The organism is Thalassolituus marinus (assembly GCF_020320395.1).
Classification (GTDB): Bacteria; Pseudomonadota; Gammaproteobacteria; order Pseudomonadales; family Oceanobacteraceae; genus Venatoribacter; species Venatoribacter marinus.
Genome location: NZ_JAEDAH010000032.1, coordinates 24,544 through 44,381 on the forward strand (window position 1 = coordinate 24,544; position 19,838 = coordinate 44,381).

The 19,838-nt window shown below is 53.0% G+C and carries 15 protein-coding genes; 9 read left to right on the plus strand and 6 right to left on the minus strand.

Features of this window, described 5'->3' with window-relative positions; all coding sequences use genetic code 11:
- Positions 1-16: 16 nt before the first annotated feature.
- On the minus strand, positions 17-1,381 hold the full coding sequence (locus tag I9W95_RS06765; RefSeq protein ID WP_225673176.1) for a DUF3422 family protein: 1,365 nt from the start codon (positions 1,379-1,381) through the stop codon (positions 17-19).
- 111 nt (positions 1,382-1,492) lie between these two features.
- Positions 1,493-2,734: a YihY family inner membrane protein gene (locus I9W95_RS06770; protein ID WP_225673178.1), complete on the minus strand. Its 1,242-nt coding sequence runs from the start codon at positions 2,732-2,734 to the stop codon at positions 1,493-1,495.
- Positions 2,735-2,837: 103 nt separating this feature from the next.
- On the opposite strand from I9W95_RS06770, the gene arsC reads away from it, so the two are divergent.
- The 4 genes from arsC to I9W95_RS06790 all read left to right on the plus strand — a co-directional run bounded on the left by arsC (position 2,838) and on the right by I9W95_RS06790 (position 5,427).
- Positions 2,838-3,188, plus strand: a complete 351-nt coding sequence (gene arsC / locus I9W95_RS06775; protein WP_225673180.1) for an arsenate reductase (glutaredoxin) — start codon at positions 2,838-2,840, stop codon at positions 3,186-3,188.
- On the plus strand, positions 3,188-3,808 hold the full coding sequence (gene wrbA / locus I9W95_RS06780; protein ID WP_225673181.1) for an NAD(P)H:quinone oxidoreductase: 621 nt from the start codon (positions 3,188-3,190) through the stop codon (positions 3,806-3,808). The genes arsC and wrbA overlap by 1 nt, the downstream gene beginning before the upstream one ends.
- Positions 3,805-4,182: a DUF2069 domain-containing protein gene (locus I9W95_RS06785; protein WP_225673183.1), complete on the plus strand. Its 378-nt coding sequence runs from the start codon at positions 3,805-3,807 to the stop codon at positions 4,180-4,182. Before wrbA ends, I9W95_RS06785 begins: the two co-directional genes overlap by 4 nt.
- Before the next feature lie 66 nt (positions 4,183-4,248).
- The gene (locus I9W95_RS06790) at positions 4,249-5,427 is read left to right on the plus strand and encodes a methyl-accepting chemotaxis protein (RefSeq protein WP_225673185.1); all 1,179 of its coding nucleotides are present in this window, start codon (positions 4,249-4,251) and stop codon (positions 5,425-5,427) included.
- Positions 5,428-5,435: 8 nt separating this feature from the next.
- Here the strand turns inward: I9W95_RS06790 and I9W95_RS06795 are convergent, their stop codons facing one another.
- Positions 5,436-5,666, minus strand: a complete 231-nt coding sequence (locus I9W95_RS06795; protein WP_225673188.1) for a hypothetical protein — start codon at positions 5,664-5,666, stop codon at positions 5,436-5,438.
- Between the two features lie 121 nt (positions 5,667-5,787).
- Between I9W95_RS06795 and I9W95_RS06800 the strand changes: the two genes are divergently transcribed.
- The 3 genes from I9W95_RS06800 (at position 5,788) to I9W95_RS06810 (ending at position 11,366) form a co-directional block, all read left to right on the plus strand.
- A complete protein-coding gene (locus tag I9W95_RS06800) occupies positions 5,788-8,106 on the plus strand; it encodes a methyl-accepting chemotaxis protein (protein ID WP_225673190.1) in 2,319 nt (772 codons plus the stop codon).
- Between the two features lie 84 nt (positions 8,107-8,190).
- Positions 8,191-8,859 carry a glutathione S-transferase family protein gene (locus I9W95_RS06805; RefSeq protein ID WP_225673192.1) on the plus strand — a complete coding sequence of 223 codons (669 nt, stop codon included), beginning with the start codon at positions 8,191-8,193 and terminating at the stop codon, positions 8,857-8,859.
- A gap of 116 nt (positions 8,860-8,975) precedes the next feature.
- Positions 8,976-11,366 carry a fatty acid cis/trans isomerase gene (locus tag I9W95_RS06810; protein WP_225673194.1) on the plus strand — a complete coding sequence of 797 codons (2,391 nt, stop codon included), beginning with the start codon at positions 8,976-8,978 and terminating at the stop codon, positions 11,364-11,366.
- A 2-nt stretch (positions 11,367-11,368) separates the two neighbouring features.
- On the opposite strand, the gene I9W95_RS06815 is transcribed toward I9W95_RS06810, so the two are convergent.
- Both I9W95_RS06815 and I9W95_RS06820 read right to left on the minus strand, forming a co-directional pair.
- Positions 11,369-12,412, minus strand: a complete 1,044-nt coding sequence (locus I9W95_RS06815) for an AraC family transcriptional regulator ligand-binding domain-containing protein (RefSeq protein WP_225673196.1) — start codon at positions 12,410-12,412, stop codon at positions 11,369-11,371.
- Entirely contained in the window at positions 12,402-13,319 is a 918-nt protein-coding gene (locus tag I9W95_RS06820) for a GGDEF domain-containing protein (RefSeq protein WP_225673198.1), read from the minus strand. Before I9W95_RS06820 ends, I9W95_RS06815 begins: the two co-directional genes overlap by 11 nt.
- A 338-nt stretch (positions 13,320-13,657) precedes the next feature.
- On the opposite strand from I9W95_RS06820, the gene I9W95_RS06825 reads away from it, so the two are divergent.
- Positions 13,658-16,384, plus strand: a complete 2,727-nt coding sequence (locus tag I9W95_RS06825; protein WP_225673201.1) for a TonB-dependent receptor — start codon at positions 13,658-13,660, stop codon at positions 16,382-16,384.
- A gap of 98 nt (positions 16,385-16,482) precedes the next feature.
- Positions 16,483-18,372, plus strand: a complete 1,890-nt coding sequence (locus I9W95_RS06830) for a phytase (protein WP_225673203.1) — start codon at positions 16,483-16,485, stop codon at positions 18,370-18,372.
- Positions 18,373-18,422: 50 nt separating this feature from the next.
- Here I9W95_RS06830 and yegD read toward each other — a convergent pair whose 3' ends face one another.
- On the minus strand, positions 18,423-19,799 hold the full coding sequence (gene yegD, locus I9W95_RS06835) for a molecular chaperone (RefSeq protein WP_225673205.1): 1,377 nt from the start codon (positions 19,797-19,799) through the stop codon (positions 18,423-18,425).
- Positions 19,800-19,838: the final 39 nt, after the last annotated feature.

Here is a 19,838-nt window from a genome sequence, read left to right on the forward strand (position 1 = left end):
AAATGGCCGCTCACCGTCATTTTTTTGCCGCCGCATCCGGCTCGGTTTCCGCCGTATCCCCGGCACCACCACGAGAACGTCGAGTGATGTGCTGTCGTATACTGTGAACGCCCCAGTACACGGCCCCCAACACCACGGGCAAGGCAATGCCTTTGGCCATATCCGAATTAATGGGAATACCCGCCGATTTCAGCCCCATAAAAGCGATTTCCAGCAGCGACAGTACGTAGTAACCAATCGCCACAACCGACAAGCCTTCTACGGTTTGTTGCAAGCGCAACTGCAGCTGACTGCGACGATTCATGGACGATAACAGGTGCTGGTTCTGCTCCTGAATAGACAAGTCCACACGGGTGCGCAACAGACTGGTCGTACGGTGAATACGACGCGACAGATCTTCCAGACGGTCACGCACTGAGTTACAGGTTTTGATCCCGGGTGTCAGTCGACGTTCAAGAAACTCACGCAGGCTCTGCATGCCATCTATCGGACCTTCGCGCAGCTGACGTAAGCGGTCACGCACCAGATCATGATAGGCAACCGCCGCTGAGAATCGGAAATTCGTGTTCGACCGATGGCGTTCCACTTCCGCTGCCAGCTGCGACAGCTCCTGCAACAGAATACGTTCATCTTTATCCGCTTCGATATCGGAGATGCTCTGATTAAGCGTCGCCAGGTTGTCTTCAATGCGGCTCAGCTCACCACCCATCTGTCGCGCCACCGGCAGTGCCAGCAGCGACATCAGGCGATAGGTTTCCAGTTCAAACAATCGCTGTACCAGGCGCCCCGCCTGGTAGGCCGTTAATCCGTGATTGCAGGCAACAATCCGCCCCAGGCCATCACTGTGCAGCTTGAACGCTGTCCAGACCTGCGCTTTTTCATCCGCAACCCAGGCTCCGGAAATACGCTGCCCTTCAAACCAGCGATGCAATTGCTTGTCGTCCGGTGCCTGATCCACCAGTGCCAGATTAACCGCAACAACCAGTTCACCGGGCATAGTCGCCAGCCAGTCGCGTGGAACAAAGCTCAGCGCATCAGGATCGAAAGGTTCGGTATTGGGGCTGATGAATGTGAAGTTGGCAAATTCTGTATGACGTTCCCAACGCATCTCAAAACCACCAAAATCCTGATACAGACAGGAGGATTCGGGTGCCGGTGGCGGCACACTGTAACGACGGCAAAGATCTGCAACATGCTGGTAGAGGTCTTCGCGGTTGTTATCAATCAGCACTGTAAAATGGGTTACGTGGCAATTACCCTCAATCACCGGAGATGGCCGGTTGTGCAGTTCTTCATACAGAGACGAGCGCCACGGATGCACTTTCAGCGATACCGATGGTGCTGAAATATCCGGTGAAGAATCCTGCAATGACGCTTTCATAAAAGGGCAACCTCCTGGTCAACAAGGCGGCGATTCTAACCAAGGCAGATGATGAATGCGACCCGGCAACCTTGCCTGATGTCATGGCAGTGCCGGGTTACAGAATCGCTTTCAGTCGCCAGACTGAGAAATCGTCAGCAGTTCCGCTACCGGCGTATCCAACGCCTCAGACCAGCGCTGCTGCCACTGCAACCAATGCGAACGCAGATCTTCCGCAAGTAAGACTGCAGGCGGTAATTGCTCGGCGAAGGCCTCCAGCGGCAGGTCAGAAACGATGCGTCGCATCGGCGTGGAATGACTGTCCAGCAACCAGTACCAGTTGCCATCGGCGGACATTGTCAGAACGCCGACACGACGACAGGCTTCGAGCTGCTCACTGACCATATCAGCCGACAAATCGGGCATAGCGACGGCCAGCGATGCCTCGTCATTGGCGACGCCTTGCAGCTGGCGGGAGCACACAGTCTGAATGACCCGCAGCCGCTGCCAGAGTAGCGGTACCGTAATGCGTCGCGGTGAATAATGGCTGAGGCTGAAGGTTAACTCTGCGCCAAACAGCAGAATGGTCCACGCCAGATACACCCACAACAGAAACAGTGGTACCGCGGCGAAGGCGCCGTAAATCAGTTGATAAGAGGGAAATAACCCGACCATGCGGGCAAACAGAAACTTACCGATTTCAAATACCGTCGACACGATCAGACCCGCTATCAGCGCGTCTTTCCAGGGCACTCTGCAGTTTGGAACCAGCAGATAAATAGCGGTAATGGCACTGCTGCTGAGTAACCATGGCACCACTTTTACCGGCATCGGTACACTGGAAAAATTGCTCCACAATGGCAGCGATGCTACCAGTGAGCTGGCAGCCAGGGCGGCGCCGAACAATAGCGGGCCAAGGCTGAGCACTGCCCAGTAGCGCAGAAAGGTCTGCAGACCGGAACGCGGCTTATCGACATGCCATATGCGATTAAACTGCATCTCAATGGTACGCAGCAGCATAAATGCAGTAATAAAAAGAAACAGCACCCCCACCCAGGTGAGCTTGCGTGCCTGCTGGCTGAATTGCACCAGATATTCCGATACAGCCCCACTGCCCTCGGGCATCAGGTAACTCAGCAATTCACTGTGTACATCCGCTCCCCAGCTCTGTAGCGATGGAATCGCACTGAGAATGGCATAAGTCACAGTAATCATGGGAACCAGAGCAAACAGCGTGGTGTAGGTCAGCGCCGCAGCATCCCGCCGGCGCTGTTCGCCCTCGAAACGACGTAATGTCCACCAGATGACGTCCAGCGTCATGCGCCAGCGCGGCAACGTTTGCGTGGATTCCGGGGTTGGTTGCGGGTTTATCATCTGATACAGCCATTCCTTTGATACAATGCCGGGAAAACTAACCTCTGAGCGAGTCACCTCTGCTCAGAAAGCCACCCTGTTCATTCTGAGGATATACGCAAGCATGAGCGAAATTCAGATCTATCACAATCCACGCTGCTCTAAATCCCGCGAGACTCTGGCGCTGCTCCAGGAACAAGGCATTGAGCCTGAGGTGGTTGAATACCTGAAAGACATCCCTTCTGCTGCGGACATTAAAGCTGTACTGAGCAAGCTCGGCATCAACGCACGGGCGTTACTGCGTACCAAAGAAGCTGAATTCAAAGAAGCAGGTCTCGATGATCAGTCTCTGAGTGATGATGACATCATCGCGGCTATGTGTCGTTTTCCTAAGCTGATTGAACGTCCGATTGTAATCAACGGAGATCAGGCGCGTATCGGTCGTCCGCCACAGCAGGTTCTGGAGATCCTGTAATGGCTCAGCCTTATGTTCTTGTTCTGTACTACAGCCGTCATGGAAAAACGGAAGCCATGGCACGCCATATTGCCCGTGGTGTTGAACGCATCAGCGGCATGGAAGCCCGCCTGCGAACAGTACCGGCGGTATCGGCTGATTGCGAAGCCAGCGCAGCGACTATTCCCGACAGCGGCGCGCTGTACTGCAGCAGCGATGATCTGAAGCACTGTGCCGGCCTGATCCTGGGCTCGCCAGTGCGCTTCGGCAATATGGCTGCACCACTGAAGTACTTCCTGGACAGCACCAGTCCACTGTGGCTGACCGGTGCTCTGATCGACAAGCCCGCCGGTGTATTCACCTCCAGCTCGTCGTTGCATGGCGGTCAGGAAACCACACTGATGAGTATGGCGTTGCCACTGTTGCATCACGGCATGGTATTCGCCGGTATTCCATACAGCGAAGCCGGCTTGCTGCAAACCCAGTCCGGCGGTACGCCATACGGTGCCAGCCACTGGAGTGGCAACAATAACCAGAATGCTTTATCAGAAGCAGAAACCAACCTGTGCCAGGCCCAGGGTGAACGTGTTGCACGTCTTGCCGAAGCCCTGACCAGCCTGAATGACGGAGTACCGAAATGAAAACCGAGAAGGCGTATATTGCTACCCTCTCCAGCTACCTGATCACCCTGCTGATTCTGTTAATTTCCACCTTCGCCAGTGCGCCTGACAACGATATGGAACTGTGGCTGTATCTTGCCTCCGGCATCGGTATCTGGCTGTTCAAGATTCTGCCACTGCTTCTGTTCATTCCCGGCCTGATTAAGCGCAAGCATTCAACAACTGCGTGGCTCTCGTACATGTCGATGCTGTACTTCGTGCTGGCCATCCTGCTGGCGTTCACTCCTGGTGCCAATGTCTGGGGCTGGGCTATGGCCGCGTCCACCATGGTTCTGTTCATTGCCACCATGCTTTACACCCGCTGGCGCAAGGCCGATCTGAAAGAACAAAGCTAAGCCTCAACGCAGCTCTTTGCGGATCAGCTAGTCTTACTTAAGACCTGCTCCGCAAAGGAACCTGCAATGACTCAGAGTATTCTGCGCAATCTGCTATTCGCCTTCCTTGGCTTTGGCATTGCTATGGGGGCAATCTTTCCCCTTTACGCCGCTTTTTTCGTCGATTTCCTTCCGGGCATGAAAGGCTGGTTTATTATTGGCTGCCTGGTGGCCGGCACCAGCATCGGAATTATTAACTATCTGCTGCTGAAACGACTGCTGATCCGCCGTTTGCAGCAGATCGCACAGGTCGTCAACAGCGTGAACCGGCGCGACCTCAGCCAGCGCTGCGATATCCAGAGTGATGATGTTATTGGCGAAATCATCGCCAGTTTCAATCTGATGAGCGATACCCTGTGTCAGGTTATCCGTAAGTTGCAGGGGGACAGCCAAAGCCTTGCAGATGGCGTCAACGTCATTACGTCGAACATTCATGCCAACACCCAGTCTATGGTCCAGCAGCAGGACGGTATTCGCTCAGCCACACAGGCAATTACAGAATTAACCGGCCTTGCCAACACCGTCAGTCACATCGCAGACGACACTGCTAGCCAGATTAACAGTACCAGCCAGAAAGCCCAGGAAGGGAGACGCAATCTGGGCATTGCCCTGCAGACGTTACGTGATCTCGATGACACGGCTGCTCAGTCTGCGACAACCGTCAGTGAGGTACAGAACAGCAGCCAGTCGATTGCGGCCATGGTTCAGGTGATTGAAGATATTTCCGAGCAAACGAATCTGCTGGCGCTGAATGCAGCCATTGAAGCCGCGCGCGCAGGCGAACAGGGAAGAGGATTTGCCGTCGTCGCCGATGAGGTTCGTACGCTGGCACAAAGAACTCAGGAGGCAACGGTCGATATTCAGGGCCTGATCAACGCGCTGCGCCAGTCGTCGGAGCGAATGATCCGCAGTGCCCAGCTCACCCGCGAAAAAACAGCCGGCAGCCTGACACAAACCGAGGAAGCAACACAAAGGCTGGGCGAGATTGCAACAGCAATGCTGGATACCGCAGCATCGGTAGAGACTCTGGTCAGCAATGCCGCCGACCAGGATCAACAGGCCCAGGCCGTTAAAACAGCCATGGACAAGAATCTGATGCTCAGCCAGGCGTCACGAGAACGCGCAGAGCATTCATTAAAGAACAGCGCCCATATCGAGGGGGTTGCGGCCAGCCTTAAAGAGCTGACCAGCAGTTTCCGCTGCTGAACAACGGCTTATTCGTCGTCCCATTCACCATCGGTGGTCTCGTCGGCAATCTCAGTTACGACGGGCTCACCACATTTAGCGCATTTACCTTCGATAAAGACAACGCCTTCAACCTCAAACTCAACCGGTTCAACCATTCCCAGATCGGCTTCCATACAGTTATTGCACCAGGTCTGGGTCAGGAAAGCCTCCTGATCATCTTCATCACGGGCGAAGAAATCACGTTCTACACGTTCCATAAACTAATCTCTATCAAACATTTAATAGCTAAAATTGATCAGAAATACCTGTCACTTACACAGGCACTCCGCAATATGAACTAGCATTGTATTCATTACTGCGAATAAGTTGGACCATTTTATGAAGATCAAACATCAGGTTATCGCTGGTGTGATGCTGATCACCGTTGCGGCGATCGGTCTGACGGCACTGGGGATAAGTCAGTCAGCACGATCCATCGCTTCAGACAATGTCGTTAAGCAGGTACAGCAAAGCCTGATCAGCCAGCGTAATCTGAGCAAAGACAGTCTTGAACGCTACCTTTCGTTTATCAGGAATCAGGTGGTAAACCTGTCCAGTAGTCCGGCAATCCGTGAAGTATCTTCACTGCTGCGCAATGCATTCTTTGATTATCCTCTTCAGCTTGGGGAAGAACTGGACGAAACAGCTCTGAAAGCCTACTACCGCAGTGAATTTGACACTCGCTACCAGCAAAAGAACGCAGGCAAATCCTCAGGGCCGGATGCCCTGTACGCACAATTGAGTGACAACAGCCGTTACCTGCAGAACGACTTCATCGCTCGCAACCCCAATCCTCTCGGTGAAAAAAATAATTTCAACGGTGCCATGAACGGCACTGAATACGATGAACTGCACCAGACGATTCACCCGTATTTATCTGAATTCCAGCGTGAGTTCGGGTACTACGACGTTTTCATTGTTGAACCGGATAATGGCTACGTCATCTACACCGTATTCAAAGAGCTCGACTTTGCCACCTCCCTGCTCACGGGTCCCTACAAAGATTCCGGATTGGCTAAAGCCTTCAAAGCCGCCTTGCCATTGGCTCATGGAGAGGCTGCGTTTACGGATTTTGAACCCTATGTGCCGTCCTACCATGACGCTGCATCATTTATTTCCAGTCCGATCTATTCCGGCACAAATCTCGTCGGAGTGCTGATTTTCCAGATGCCTGTCGACGAAATTAACAGCATCATGACCAAGGGCGGTAAGTGGCTCGATTCCGGCTATGGCACCACCGGAGAAAGCTATCTGGTCGGGTCTGATCAACTGTTACGCAGTCAGAGTCGGGCCCTGAGTGAAAATACTCAAACCTTTATTGAGAGAATGAAAACCCTTGGCAGTGATGACACTACGCTCGAAGAACTGGCGGTGAGTGGCAATGCTATAGGGCTGATTTCAAGCAGAACCTCTGCTGATAGCGCCGCTCTGAACGGTCAGGAAGGCATCACAGAAGTAACTGACTACCTTGGAAACGAAGTACTCGCGGCTTATACCTACGTTGATTTCCTCGGTAGCCGCTGGGGTCTGATCAGTAAAGTTAATAAAGACGAAGCTTATGAAAGTCTGACCCTGCTGTTGTCCAGTATGCTGAAGGCAACGCTCATCATTGCCCTGCTGCTCGGCGGTGCTTTCCTGGCTGCCGGTTTCTGGATGGCCATGCGTATTACCGGTCCGATTGAAACCTTCACCGGGCAGGTACGCAAACTGGCACAGAGTCGTGATCTGCGTGCATCCTTTCACGATAGTGGTACCTCAGAATTTTCAGAATTAGGCGCAGCACTGAACGGCTTATTTATGCAGATCAGGGAGTTTCTCGGCTCACTGGAAACCACTGTTTATGCGCTGAATATGAGTTCAGATTCTCTGAATAAAACAACCGCAGAAACGCGGCAACGCATAACCCGCCAGGCAGAAGAAGTCAGTTCCGCTGCAACGGCAACAACCGAAGTCAGCGTATCGGTTCAGGATGTATCACAGAATGCCGAACTCGCAGCCGAAAAGATTCGCCACACTCTGCGTCGGGTAAGAGACAGCGACGCCGTATCGACTGAGGTCCGTCAGGGAATCAATGAGTTGTCTGCCAATATGAGTCAGGTATTGACGCGTATGCAACAACTGGAAGCTGAAAGCCAGGGCATTGGCGACGTACTTGAGGTTATACGAACCATTGCCGATCAGACAAATCTGCTGGCCCTGAACGCTGCCATTGAAGCTGCACGGGCCGGAGAGCAAGGTCGCGGCTTTGCCGTTGTGGCGGATGAGGTACGTACACTCGCGCAACGTACAGCGGAAAGTACCGAGGATATCCGTAATAAAATTCAGTCGCTGCAGAGCTGTGTGAACGACGTTCAGCAATCCACCAGTGCGTCACAACAGGCAACGGAAAAAAGCCTGGAAAAAGTAACTGCTGCGGCTGAGCTGATGCGGGAGATTTCAACACTGACCGATGAGGTCGGAGGTATGAGCGAGCGTATTGCCGTGGCTGCCGACCAGCAAAGCTCGGTAACCCGGGAAATTGATAAAAACGTTAATGAAGTACGGGATTTATCCAACGAGGTACTGGGTACCAGCGCTGACATCGAAAAAGCCAGCCAGTCTCTCAGCCAGATTGCTGATGAAATTCAGGAGCAACTGAAAGTATTTCAGTTTAAATAACACCACAGGTTGCGCTGGCACAAATGGCACTGCCATGGTGTGAAAATGTCCTTCATGCTTGTCGTCACTTTACAGGAGGCAAGCATGATTACTCTTCACCATCTTAATAACTCCCGCTCGCAGCGCATCATCTGGCTTCTCGAAGAACTGGGCGTTGACTATCAGATCAAACACTACGAACGCGATACAAAAACATCACTGGCCCCTGCAAGCCTCAAAGCCATTCACCCACTGGGGAAGTCGCCGGTTATTACCGATGGCGATCAGGTCATTGCGGAGTCCGGACTGATCATCGAGTATCTGCTGCAGAAATACGACAATAAAGGCTTTATGCCTGCAAAAGACTCTGCAGAATACTGGCAATACCTGTACTGGCTACACTACGCCGAAGGTTCTCTGATGCCCTTACTGGTTATGTCACTGGTATTTAACAAGGTCAAAACAGCACCTATGCCTTTCTTTATCCGGCCGATCGCCAAAGGTATCGCCGACAAGGTAATGAACAGCTACGTCGGGCCGAACCTCGCCAACAATATGCGTTATATCGAATCACATCTGGGTAACAATCACTGGTTTGCCGGCGATCAATTAACCGGCGCCGACTTCCAGCTGATTTTTCCACTGGAAGCGTCTCTGCACCGGGGCATAAAGGCCGAAGAGTTCCCGAACATCGCCGCCTTTGTGAAGCGGGTGCAAACCCTGCCGGCCTACCAGACGGCATTGCAGAAAGGCGGACCCTACGATTACGCCTGAGCTGCCTGATGGCTGAATGCGGTTAACAGACTGTTGCGGTTATGCCTGCACTGAATGTGCAGCATGACCGCTATAATCACCGATCATCGTTCACGTTTTCTGAGTGGTAACTGATCATGCGCTTTCGCCTTTTCATCGTTTCGCTGCTTCTGGCCGGGTGCGCCAGTGCGGTTATGGCGCCCGATTTTAATCAGCTATTCGGTAACACTCAGATCTTCGATCGGCGCATGCCGTCAGAATCAGACAGTGCCCGGCACTACACCAATCAGGTTCGCCCGATATTGGAAAACCGCTGCGTGGTCTGTCACGGCTGTTACGATGCCCCCTGTCAGCTCAAATTGTCATCTGCTGAAGGCATCATGCGAGGCGCCTCCAAAGCGAAGGTCTATGATGGCACACGTATTCTGGCGGCTGAGCCAAGTCGTCTGGGAATCGACGCGCAATCCACCGCCGAGTGGCGTGATAAGGGGTTCTCTACCGTACTGAATGAGCGCAGTCAGACGGAAGCGATTAACCTGCAGAACAGCGTTCTCTACCGAATGCTGGCACTGAAAGCCAGCCACCCCCTACCGGCCGGGAAATTACTGGATGATGATGAATTCACACTGGGCCTTAACCGTCCGCAGCAGTGCCCGGATAGCGCCGAATTTGACCACTACGCAACAGAAAACCCCTTGTGGGGCATGCCCTACGCGCTTCCCGGATTAAAGGAAAAAGAGTTTGAAACCTTAACCAGCTGGATTGCCAGCGGTGCCCCTCTTGCAGATGAAGCACCTCTGCCCAGCGATATTCAACGGCAGATAAACCAGTGGGAAACGTTGCTCAACCAGCAGGATAATAAGAGCCAGCTGACCAGCCGCTACCTGTACGAGCATTTGTTTTTGGCCAGCCTGTATTTTTCAGATGAACCGTTGTTTAACAGGGATAGCTACGGTACCGGCCACAGCCTTCGCCCACAACACTGGTTCCGTATAGTACGCTCATCGACCCCACCCGGGTTGCCGGTAAAACCGATCGCCAGTCGTCGCCCCTACGATGACCCAAAGGTGAAGCAGGTGTATTACCGCTTAATGCGTAATAGCGCCAGTATTGTCGCCAAAACCCATATGCCCTATCAGCTGAGTGCAGAGCGGATGGACTGGATCCGCACCCTTTTCCTGCAGCCCGACTATGAGGTGGCGACCCTGCCGGATTACACGCCACAAACCGCCGCTAATCCGTTTGTGGCATTTGTCGACCTGCCCGTAGAGGCGCGCTATCGCTTTATGCTACAGGAAGCGGAATTCACCATCACCGGCTTCATTAAAGGTCCTGTATGTCGCGGTCAGGTGGCTCTGAACGTGATTGATGATCACTTCTGGACCTTGTTCGTCGACCCCAAACGTTTAAGCACCGACAGTTACGCACAATTTCTGAAACAACAAAGTGAACATCTGCGCCTGCCCGGTGAAGCTGAAAGTAATTCCGGAATCGTCACCAACTGGATCGAGTATTCCTGGCTACATAATCAGTATCTGGATGCCAAAAATCAGGTTCTGGTCAAAGCCTTTCCCGACGGTCGGGAACTGAATACTCAGCTGGTCTGGGATGGTGACGGCCACAATCCGAACGCGGCACTGACTATTTTCCGCCATTTTGACAGTTCAACCGTCGTCAGAGGTCTGGTTGGGCAGGAGCCGAAAACCGCCTGGTTAATTGACTACTCTCTGCTGGAGCGTATCCATTATTTACTGGTCGCGGAATTCGATGTTTACGGCAACATCGGCCACCAGCTGATGACTCGCCTGTATATGGATTTTCTGCGCATGGAGGGTGAATACAATTTCCTGACACTACTGCCGCAGTCCGAGCGGATTAAACTGGCCGACTACTGGTATCGCGACACAAGTGAGCGAGTGCGTGAACATCTGGTTAATTATGAAGAGCATGTACTGTCTGACCCTGGCATTCAGTTCCGCAGCCAACATCCGAAAACAGAACTGCTGACGCTGATTGAACAGCAACTGAAGCAGGCTATGGATACAAAATATGATCTCGCTGAGCACACCTTGCCAGCGGAGCTGAACACGCTGAGCCGGGTAAATCGTATCCGGGGAGAAGCCGCTACAATAATGCCTGAACTGTCTTTGCTTATGCTTGACGATATGCATGGTGACGCGCGCGTGTTTACCCTGATTCGTAACAGTGCCCACAGCAATCTGACGGGGCTTCTGTACGAAGAAGACAACCGTTTACCGCAAGAAGATTATCTCACCATTGTGCCCGGTGTACTTGGCTCCTATCCCGCCGCCTACTATCGTTTGTCTGCCTTTCGCCTGGGCGATTTTGTGGCAACGCTGGAGGCGATGGAAGATGAGGATGACTACGAAGCGATGGCTGATCGCTTTGCCGTACGCCGTACAGACCACGCTTTCTGGCAGCACAGCGATGACATACACCGCTGGTTTCGCCAGCACGATCCGCTGAACTATGGTCTGCTTGACTATAACCGGCTGGAAAATCGTTGATTTCAGATATCCGCTAAGCGGAACTGCATACGTACATCGCTGGGCGTCAGACCTGTCCAGCGTTTAAATGCACGACGGAAATTGGTTGTATCATTGAACTGCAGATGACGCGCCACCTGCTCATTGTTATAGCCACGCATATGCAGAAGATACAGGCTGATATCCAGTTTTACCTGATCCTGGATCTGCTGAAAGGTACGGTGGTGTTTTTTCAACTTTCGTTTAAAGGTTGCAGGGCTCATGGCCAGCACATCGGCGACCTGTGTCAGCGACATCTCGTGATCTGCCGTGTTGCGGATAAGTTCATAAACGCGCTCACAAAATGCTGGTTTTAACAGCTCCTCACTGACCGCTGCCCCTTGCCAGGCTGCCTGAAAAGCCGTCACAGAAGCTCTTGGCCACGGACGATCAAGCCACACCCGATCAATGATCATGACATCGGTTCCCAGTTCAAAGAAATGGTTACCCGGCAAGTTCACCTGATAGTGCTCGTCGGCCTGCGGACGCCGGTAGTGAAAGCCATAGCGCCAGGGCAATGCCCGCCCTGACAGCCAGGCCGTCATCGCACTCAGGCCAGTCATGCAGGCTTCCACCATAAAGCGGTGCTCGCTTTGCATACCGGCAGCATCGAGCCACTGTATATAGCAGTAGCGTTCATCTTCATACACTCTGGGCACCAGCAATGGACAAAGAACACGCCGATAACTGACCAATACCTTCAACGCACGACGCAGATCCGGCGCCTGACTCAGCAACTGACTGGCAGTGCCATAATGACCCGGCCACAGATTGGCCCCCCAGCGGAAGCTCAGATCGCCATCAGCCACCAGCCTGTCTCCGTTCTGGATCAGCTGACTGAGCTGCTGCAGTGACACTATTTGCCTGCCGTCCAGTACGTCGTCATAAAACAAACCTGTCGCACGCAGAAAACGGTGGCTACTGATATCCCGGGCCAGCAGCAGATCCATCAGTAAGGCAGGCTGGTAATGGGCCGGCAGATATTTTTCGTCTGCCTCATACCATGGCTGCACCAAATCACGCGACACGGTTGACCGCCAGGCCGTCCGGTTGTGACTGCAAGCCACGATTAACGCGGGCAATCAGATGATCTGCATCCATTGCCTGCCCGCACTCCGCGCTCGACAGAACCAGCTGCTGAAAATGCGTTACCGACGGACTGCCGGTTTTAAAAGCAAAGTGTCGCACCGCCGCAGCGACTTCCTGTAGCAGGCGATCAGCCTGCGCTTCACTGGTCGATGGCATAACAATGGCAAAGCGTTCTCCCGAGTAACGACAGATAACATCCTGAGGACGCACATTCAGCAACATAATTTCGGCAATTTCACGCAGCAGACGATCGCCTTCGCGATGACCAATACGGCGCAAACAGTTGCGGTATCCGGCAACCTCAACCATCGCCAGCGTCAGTGGTTGCTGCGGATTTTTATTGAACTGCAGCTGCAGCTGACGTTTAAGATAATCAGCACGCCCCAGTTGTGTCAGACCATCAATGAAACGATGTTCCCGGAACAATGCTTCGCGCTTCTGCAACTGGCGGTTAATGCTTAATTGCTCACGGTGCCAGTGAAATAATCCGTAGGTTAACAGGCCGATACCAACCGGCATGGCGACCGATTCCAGCCAGTGATCCCACCATTGCTCCGATGGCAGACGAATAAACTCATCAAGGTTATCCTGCCACATAGCCAGAAACATCAGCCCCAGCCCCAGCGTCAGTAAATCCGTTACCCGCCCTGCCGGTCGACTGCCCAGAATCAGTACCATCCACACAGCAATGGCCACTGCACTACCACCTTCCCCCAGCACATCCAGCCAATCGATTTCACGCCATTGTTTGGCGTCGCCGATAACAACACAGGCCAGCAGGGAACTGACAGCCAGACCAAAAATAAGCAGCAGCTTGTGCTGATGTAAGCGCAGGGTAGTCAGCATTGGGATGTCTCGTGACGAAATATGACCCGGGTAATATCAGGGATAAATGACACATATATGACAAAGGCCGCGTTAATGAAAATTTCAGCCAGGGGTCAGATCGGCTCACATAATGTGCAGAAAAAGCATATAAATTCTGGCTTTAGCCCCATGATCTCAGCCATACGGGGACAGCACTTCCACCTGTCATCAGAGTAAACAGGTCAGTTGAGATCAAACGCTGGAAAATCAGCACACTTTGCCCGTGAAAAACCGCGGCTGGCAAACGACTGTCACATAAACGACATATTCTCTTTTTAGCGTCCGCAGCGATTCAAAATAAATCCCGGAGTAAACCCATGAATTTCCGCCTGAAACCATTGGCCGCTGTTATCGCCCTGGCTGGTGCAGCAACCAGCCCTGCTGTCTGCGCTGATGGTAACCTCGAAGGACGTGTTGCCGATGGCAAGAATATCGCCGTCTACAGTGATGCCGTGATACGCATTGAAGAGCTGAACCGTGAAGTACTGACCGGTAAAGCCGGACGCTTCCGCATGCCGCAACTGAAAGCCGGAAGATATACCCTGACGGTTACCATCGGCGGTAAGGAAATTGAGCGCCGTAGCATCACCATCGAAGACAATCAGAACAAAAGTATCGACATTACTCTGAACCAGGAAACTCAGGATGTGGAAGAAGTTCTGGTGGTTGGTCAGGCCGCTCAGTTACAACGGGCACTGGACCGCCAGCGTTTCGCCGACAACACCATCAGCGTGATCACGGCCGACGCCATCGGCCAGTTACCGGATGCTAACGCCGCTGAAGCCTTACAGCGGGTACCTGGCTTATCTATTGAACGTGATCAGGGCGAAGGCCGTTTCGTGCGCGTACGGGGTATCAGTCCGGATCTTAACTCTGTCAGTGTTAACGGCACCCAGCTACCGGCGCCGGAAGCGGGTCGTCGCGCCGTTGCCCTCGATGTTATGCCCTCTGAATTAATCAGCGCTCTGGTGGTTACCAAGACACTGACACCTGACATGGATGCCAACGCCATTGGCGGCAGCATTGAAGTGGAAAGTCTTTCTGCGCTGGACCGGGAAGGCTCTTTTTACACCATGCGTGTCGAAGGCAGCTACGATGAGCTGACTGAACAATCCAGCCCGGCCCTGGGTCTGTCAGGCGGCAACACGCTGACCTTCGACAACGGACAGCGTCTGGGCATCGCCGGCGCATTAAGTTACGACAAACGTAAGTTCGGCTCCGACAATGTCGAAACCGGTGGTGCCTGGGATGAAGACGCCCTGGAGTCCTTCGAGATCCGCGACTACAGCATCGAACGCGAACGCCTCGGCGCGGCTCTGAACTTTGACTACGAAGTTAACGCCAATAACCACCTCTATCTGCGTACCCTGTACAGCAGCTTCACTGACGACGAACAACGTCAGGCCAGCGTCATTGAATTTGAAGATGCTCTCACCGCCGGCAGTACCGGCAGCGCCGATGTTGCACGTGAACTGAAAGCCCGCGAAGAGACGCAGGAAATCGTTTCCACCACCTTCGGCGGTGAACATTTCATCGACGACTGGACAATCGAGTACGCACTGGGTTACAGCAAAGCAAACGAAGATGAGCCTGGTGGCATCAGTGGCGCGGTGTTCGAGTCCTCCTTCGATGATATGGGCTTCACTAATACCCGCAAGCCGAAGCTGCAGGCGCCGGCGGAATACTTTGCCGCCAGTAATTACGACATCGATAAAGTGAAATACACCGAAGCCTATACCGAAGACGAACAGAACAGTCTGCGCTTCGATATCACCCGGGATCTGTTTGTGAAAGATTATCCGGCGCAGTTTAAATTCGGGGGTAAATACGCCAGCCGGGAAAAAATCCAGAATGAAGACGCCTGGAAATTTAAAGACTTTAACGATGAAACCCTGGCCGACGTCGCTGCGGCAGAACCAGACTATGGACTCGGCCGTTTTGGGCCGGCAATTTCAGCTGATGCCATATATGAACTGATCAGCGTGCAGGACAAAGCGGATGCGCTGGATGACGAGGCTTCACAGATCGCCGACTACCGTATCACTGAAGATATCAGCGCCGCTTATCTGATGGCCAATATTGAAATCGATGAGTTGCTGCTGTTAGCCGGTGTACGCTATGAAGATACAGAGCACCACTTTAAAGGCTTCAGCTACGATGCCGACGCCGAAGTATTTTCCGTTTACAGAAATGACAACCAGTACAGCCATGTACTGCCTTCCGTACAGGCCCGCTATCGCCTGAATGACAGTACCCAGTTGCGCGCGGCCTGGACGAACTCTGTTGTGCGTCCGACATTTGAACAAATGGCGCCAAGCTTCACTGACGATGGCAGCGCTGAAGCCGAAATGGGCAATCCGGCACTGGATGCCATGACATCAGCCAACTTCGACCTCGGCATTGAACACTTCACCGGTACCGCCGGTGCTCTGTCAGCGTTTGTGTTCCGCAAAGATATCAGTGATTTTATTTTTGAAACGGATCTCGCCGGCAGCGGTGATTTTATTGACTACGAAGAAGTTGCCACCTACAGCAACGGCGACGACGCCAGCATTAGCGGCATTGAACTGGCCGCATCACAACGCCTGGAGATGCTACCTGCTCCGTTCGATGGTTTATTGCTGTCTGCCAACCTCACCTACAGTGATTCCGAAGCGAATATCCGCAGCTACGGTGAAGGGGCTGACGGAGTAGCCAGTGAACGAACGATTGATCTGCCCAATCAGTCGGATATTACCGGCAACCTGGTCATTGGCTATGAGAAAGACGGATTGATGCTGCGTCTGGCAACCAACTATAAGTCGGAATACCTGCTCGAAGTGAATGACCTTGCTTCACAGGACGGTGACATTTATCAGGCCGCTCAGACGCAACTGGACCTGAGTGCTGCCTACGAAATTAACCCGCAGGTTAAGGTGAATTTCGAAATCGCCAACATCACCGATGAGCCTTATTACACCTACCAGAATAAAGAGAAGTACAACGCTCAGTACGAAGATTACGGTCCGACCTATCGTCTGGGTGTGACCTTTAGCAGCTTCTGATTCAGAGCAGATAACTTTCTTTGCCGGGCATCAGCCCGGCGTACTTAAGCGAATTTATCAGCAGCTGTTTTACAGCTGCATCAGGTATTAACAACGTTATGCAAAAACTATTTATCAGCATCGCTCTGGCAGGCAGCACCCTGATTACTGGCTGTAGCAGTGTCACTTCCTATGAAGGCAGCAATACGGTTGCACTGCAGCCACTGCCTTTTGCTGGCGAACAATCACTGGCACTCAATGAAAATCAATGGCTCGTGCCTGACGCTGAGCAGGGCATTCAGTTGATCAGCCACAGCGATGTGACTTCAACACTGGCTACCGCAGCCGAATTCATCGACCAGCGCCGAGACCCGCAGGGAGATCGCTACGTCAGTCTGGACACAAAAAACAACCGCCTGATCAGCTATCGCATAGCCCAGGGAAAGTTTATCGATGTCCGCTACAGCCAGGCGCTGCCCTATCCGGTTGAAGGTATGTGTCTGTATCAACCGAGCGCAACAGAGTTAAATCTGTTCGCAATGGACGAGCAGCAAATGGCCCACCAGCTGCTGCTAACGGATGGTCAGCAAAACACCTTGCTGCATAGTGAAATCCGTCAGTTCCCACTGCCACCCAACAGCGAGTACTGCATCGTCGATGATGTCACTGAACAATTATTTGTCAGTGAAGAAAATATCGGCGTGTGGAGCTACAACGCCCGGGCAGAAAGCGAAGTCGCGCGCAGCGTGGTCGACCTGATCGCTCCGCATGGAAATCTGCATAAAAATGCCGGCCCACTGGCGCTGGCCAACGGCCATTTACTGATCGCCGAAGCCGGTACACACCGGCTGCACAGTTACAACCTGCACGGTAGCGACACCGCATCCCACAAACAGTGGGACTTACCGGCACAGATTGCCAGCGATAGTCTGACGGCAAGCGCCATTGCCGATAACGTCTGGGTTAGTCTGCTGGATGATGACAGCGGCATTCTGTTCAGCGCCGAACTCCCGTTACCGCAAGCACCAGTGACACATCAACCTATCGCTCAGGTGCCAGCCACTGGCGAAACTACTCCTGTCGCTGATCGTGGTGATGCCGCCGATGATCCGGCGATATGGGTAAATACTCACGCTCCAGAAGAGAGCCGGATTCTCGGTACCAATAAAAAGCGTGGTCTGTATGTTTATGACCTGCTCGGTGAGGAAAAACAGGAACTGCTGGTTGGTCGAGTCAACAATGTTGATGTACGCCAGGGGTTTACTTTTAAAGGGAAAAAAGCGGATATCGCCGCCGCCAGCCAGCGTGACCGCCATGCGATTTCCCTGTTCCATATTCACCCGGACAACGGCATCGTCACTGCGGTTAATGAAATCGAAACATCGCTAAATGATGTATACGGACTCTGTATGTACCGCAGCCCGTCGTCCCAGGTCTATGTCTTTATCAACGATAAAGATGGCCGCTTTGAGCAGTATCAGATCATCGACAGCGCGAACGGCTGGAGCGGCCGCAAAGTGCGCGAATTTGCCGTACAAAGTCAGCCGGAAGGTTGTGCTGCCGACGACCAGATGAAGCGTTTATTTATCGGAGAAGAGGATGTCGCTGTATGGACTCTGGGAGCTGAAGCCAGCGACGCTACCGAGCTTGTCCAGGTTGCTGCGGTATCTGACATTCTGGTCGACGACATCGAAGGTATGGACGTCTATCGCCGAGATGGCAAAGCATTCCTGCTCGTTTCCAGTCAGGGCAATGACAGCTATGTGCTGTTTAATGCCGAAGCACCCTACCAGTATATCGATCGTTTTCGCGTCGGCCTGAACGCCAGCTCAGCCATCGATGGTGCCTCAGAAACTGACGGCTTAACAGTCAGCTCGCAGGCATTAGGCGATAACTACCCTGAAGGCATGTTGGTGGTGCAGGATGGTCGTAATCTGCTGCCGGATACCACCCAGAACTTCAAACTGGTCGACTGGCGCAGTATCCGTGCCATCAACGATCAGCTGTAGAGCACTTATCTGTCGGTAGACTTTTCGGGCACGCACTGCGTGCCCTTTTTTCAGCGAAAAATTTTATCAGCCCATTCAGTCAGGCCAGCGGTAACACTACCGAAATGGTCTCCATCGAGAATAGGAATATCACCCAGCGTACGCGCTACCGCCTGGCGAATAAGCGGCGAACGGGCACTACCACCGGTAACAAAAATCACATCTGGCTGTTCGCCTGCCTGGGCGATGGCTTCTTCCATCAGGCGGGTAATTCGCTCTAACGGGCGGGCAATGGCCTGTTCCAGCTGCGCTGCTGAAATCTGCGTCGTCAGTCCCGCCTCTATGTAGCTGAGATCCGGAGCAACCGGATCCTGTTCAGATAAGGCAATTTTGCATTCTTCTGCACTACGCACCAGCTGCTGATTCTGTTTATTCTCGCGCAGTCGGATCAGGCGTTCGATAAGCTGCGGCTCGGCACAATCACGCTGCAGTTGTTCCAGATACAAACCGGTTTCCAGGCTGGCAAAGCGTCCCAGAGCACCAACGTCGTTGGTACACACGGCGTCCAGAAAGGTTTTGGTTGGCATCGGCTTGCCGGTTTTGAGTAAGGCGTTCATGCCAAACAGCGGCATTAACTGACGTCCGGCTAACTGAATATCCAGATCATTACCGCCCACCCGCTCACCACTATGGCCGAGAAAATCATCACGGCGGTCATCTTTAACCCGGTGCTGCGGGCCCATGCGTACCATGGCACAGTCACTGGTACCACCGCCGATATCCACCACCAATACGGTCTGGTTTTTATCCAGACTACGCTCAAAACTTAAACCCGCTGCGATCGGTTCATAGAGAAACTCAACATCGGTGAAACCTGCACGCGTCGCTGCCCGACCAAGAATATCCAGCGCTTGCTGGTTACTCAGCTCAGCACCCGTGTCGTTGGCTGGAGCCCCCTGAAAATTCACCGGACGGCCGATGACGGTCTGCTTCAACTCACGTCCAAGTGATAGCTCAGCACGCTGTTTAACCGACAGCATCATGGCAGTGACGATATCTTCGAAGAAGTGCATAAACTCGGGACGCAGGCCACTGGCACCGAGAAACGATTTCGGAGACTTAACGAAATAGCCTTCTTCCGGGTCGGCAAAATAATGGGCAAAAGCCTGGTGACCGACAAACATCACCTGCTCGTCAGTGGCAATATCCAGCTCACGCCGCACTCGCAGAGCAGACTGCAGCTGGCCACGACGAATAGCAACAAACTCATCTTTGAGTGATGGCGGTAAATGATGGGCGACCTGTTCGCAGATCAGCTCACGCCCCAGAGAGTACAATGCGGATGGCATAAAGGTCTTATCACCATCGACCTGTGCCAGGCGAATGGCGCCACCGTCTTTTACACCGATGGCACAATTGGAAGTGCCGTAGTCAAAGCCGCAGATCATAACGCAGTCTCTCTTACCACTGAAAAAAGCCGCGCAAGG

Excerpts from the sequence above, each read along its gene's own strand:
- I9W95_RS06765 (WP_225673176.1), bottom strand. The coding sequence starts at position 1,381 with ATGAAAGCGTCATTGCAGGATTCTTCACCGGATATTTCAGCACCATCG.
- I9W95_RS06770 (WP_225673178.1), bottom strand. The coding sequence starts at position 2,734 with ATGATAAACCCGCAACCAACCCCGGAATCCACGCAAACGTTGCCGCGC.
- arsC (WP_225673180.1), top strand. The coding sequence starts at position 2,838 with ATGAGCGAAATTCAGATCTATCACAATCCACGCTGCTCTAAATCCCGC.
- wrbA (WP_225673181.1), top strand. The coding sequence starts at position 3,188 with ATGGCTCAGCCTTATGTTCTTGTTCTGTACTACAGCCGTCATGGAAAA.
- I9W95_RS06785 (WP_225673183.1), top strand. The coding sequence starts at position 3,805 with ATGAAAACCGAGAAGGCGTATATTGCTACCCTCTCCAGCTACCTGATC.
- I9W95_RS06790 (WP_225673185.1), top strand. The coding sequence starts at position 4,249 with ATGACTCAGAGTATTCTGCGCAATCTGCTATTCGCCTTCCTTGGCTTT.
- I9W95_RS06795 (WP_225673188.1), bottom strand. The coding sequence starts at position 5,666 with ATGGAACGTGTAGAACGTGATTTCTTCGCCCGTGATGAAGATGATCAG.
- I9W95_RS06800 (WP_225673190.1), top strand. The coding sequence starts at position 5,788 with ATGAAGATCAAACATCAGGTTATCGCTGGTGTGATGCTGATCACCGTT.
- I9W95_RS06805 (WP_225673192.1), top strand. The coding sequence starts at position 8,191 with ATGATTACTCTTCACCATCTTAATAACTCCCGCTCGCAGCGCATCATC.
- I9W95_RS06810 (WP_225673194.1), top strand. The coding sequence starts at position 8,976 with ATGCGCTTTCGCCTTTTCATCGTTTCGCTGCTTCTGGCCGGGTGCGCC.
- I9W95_RS06820 (WP_225673198.1), bottom strand. The coding sequence starts at position 13,319 with ATGCTGACTACCCTGCGCTTACATCAGCACAAGCTGCTGCTTATTTTT.
- I9W95_RS06825 (WP_225673201.1), top strand. The coding sequence starts at position 13,658 with ATGAATTTCCGCCTGAAACCATTGGCCGCTGTTATCGCCCTGGCTGGT.
- I9W95_RS06830 (WP_225673203.1), top strand. The coding sequence starts at position 16,483 with ATGCAAAAACTATTTATCAGCATCGCTCTGGCAGGCAGCACCCTGATT.
- yegD (WP_225673205.1), bottom strand. The coding sequence starts at position 19,799 with ATGATCTGCGGCTTTGACTACGGCACTTCCAATTGTGCCATCGGTGTA.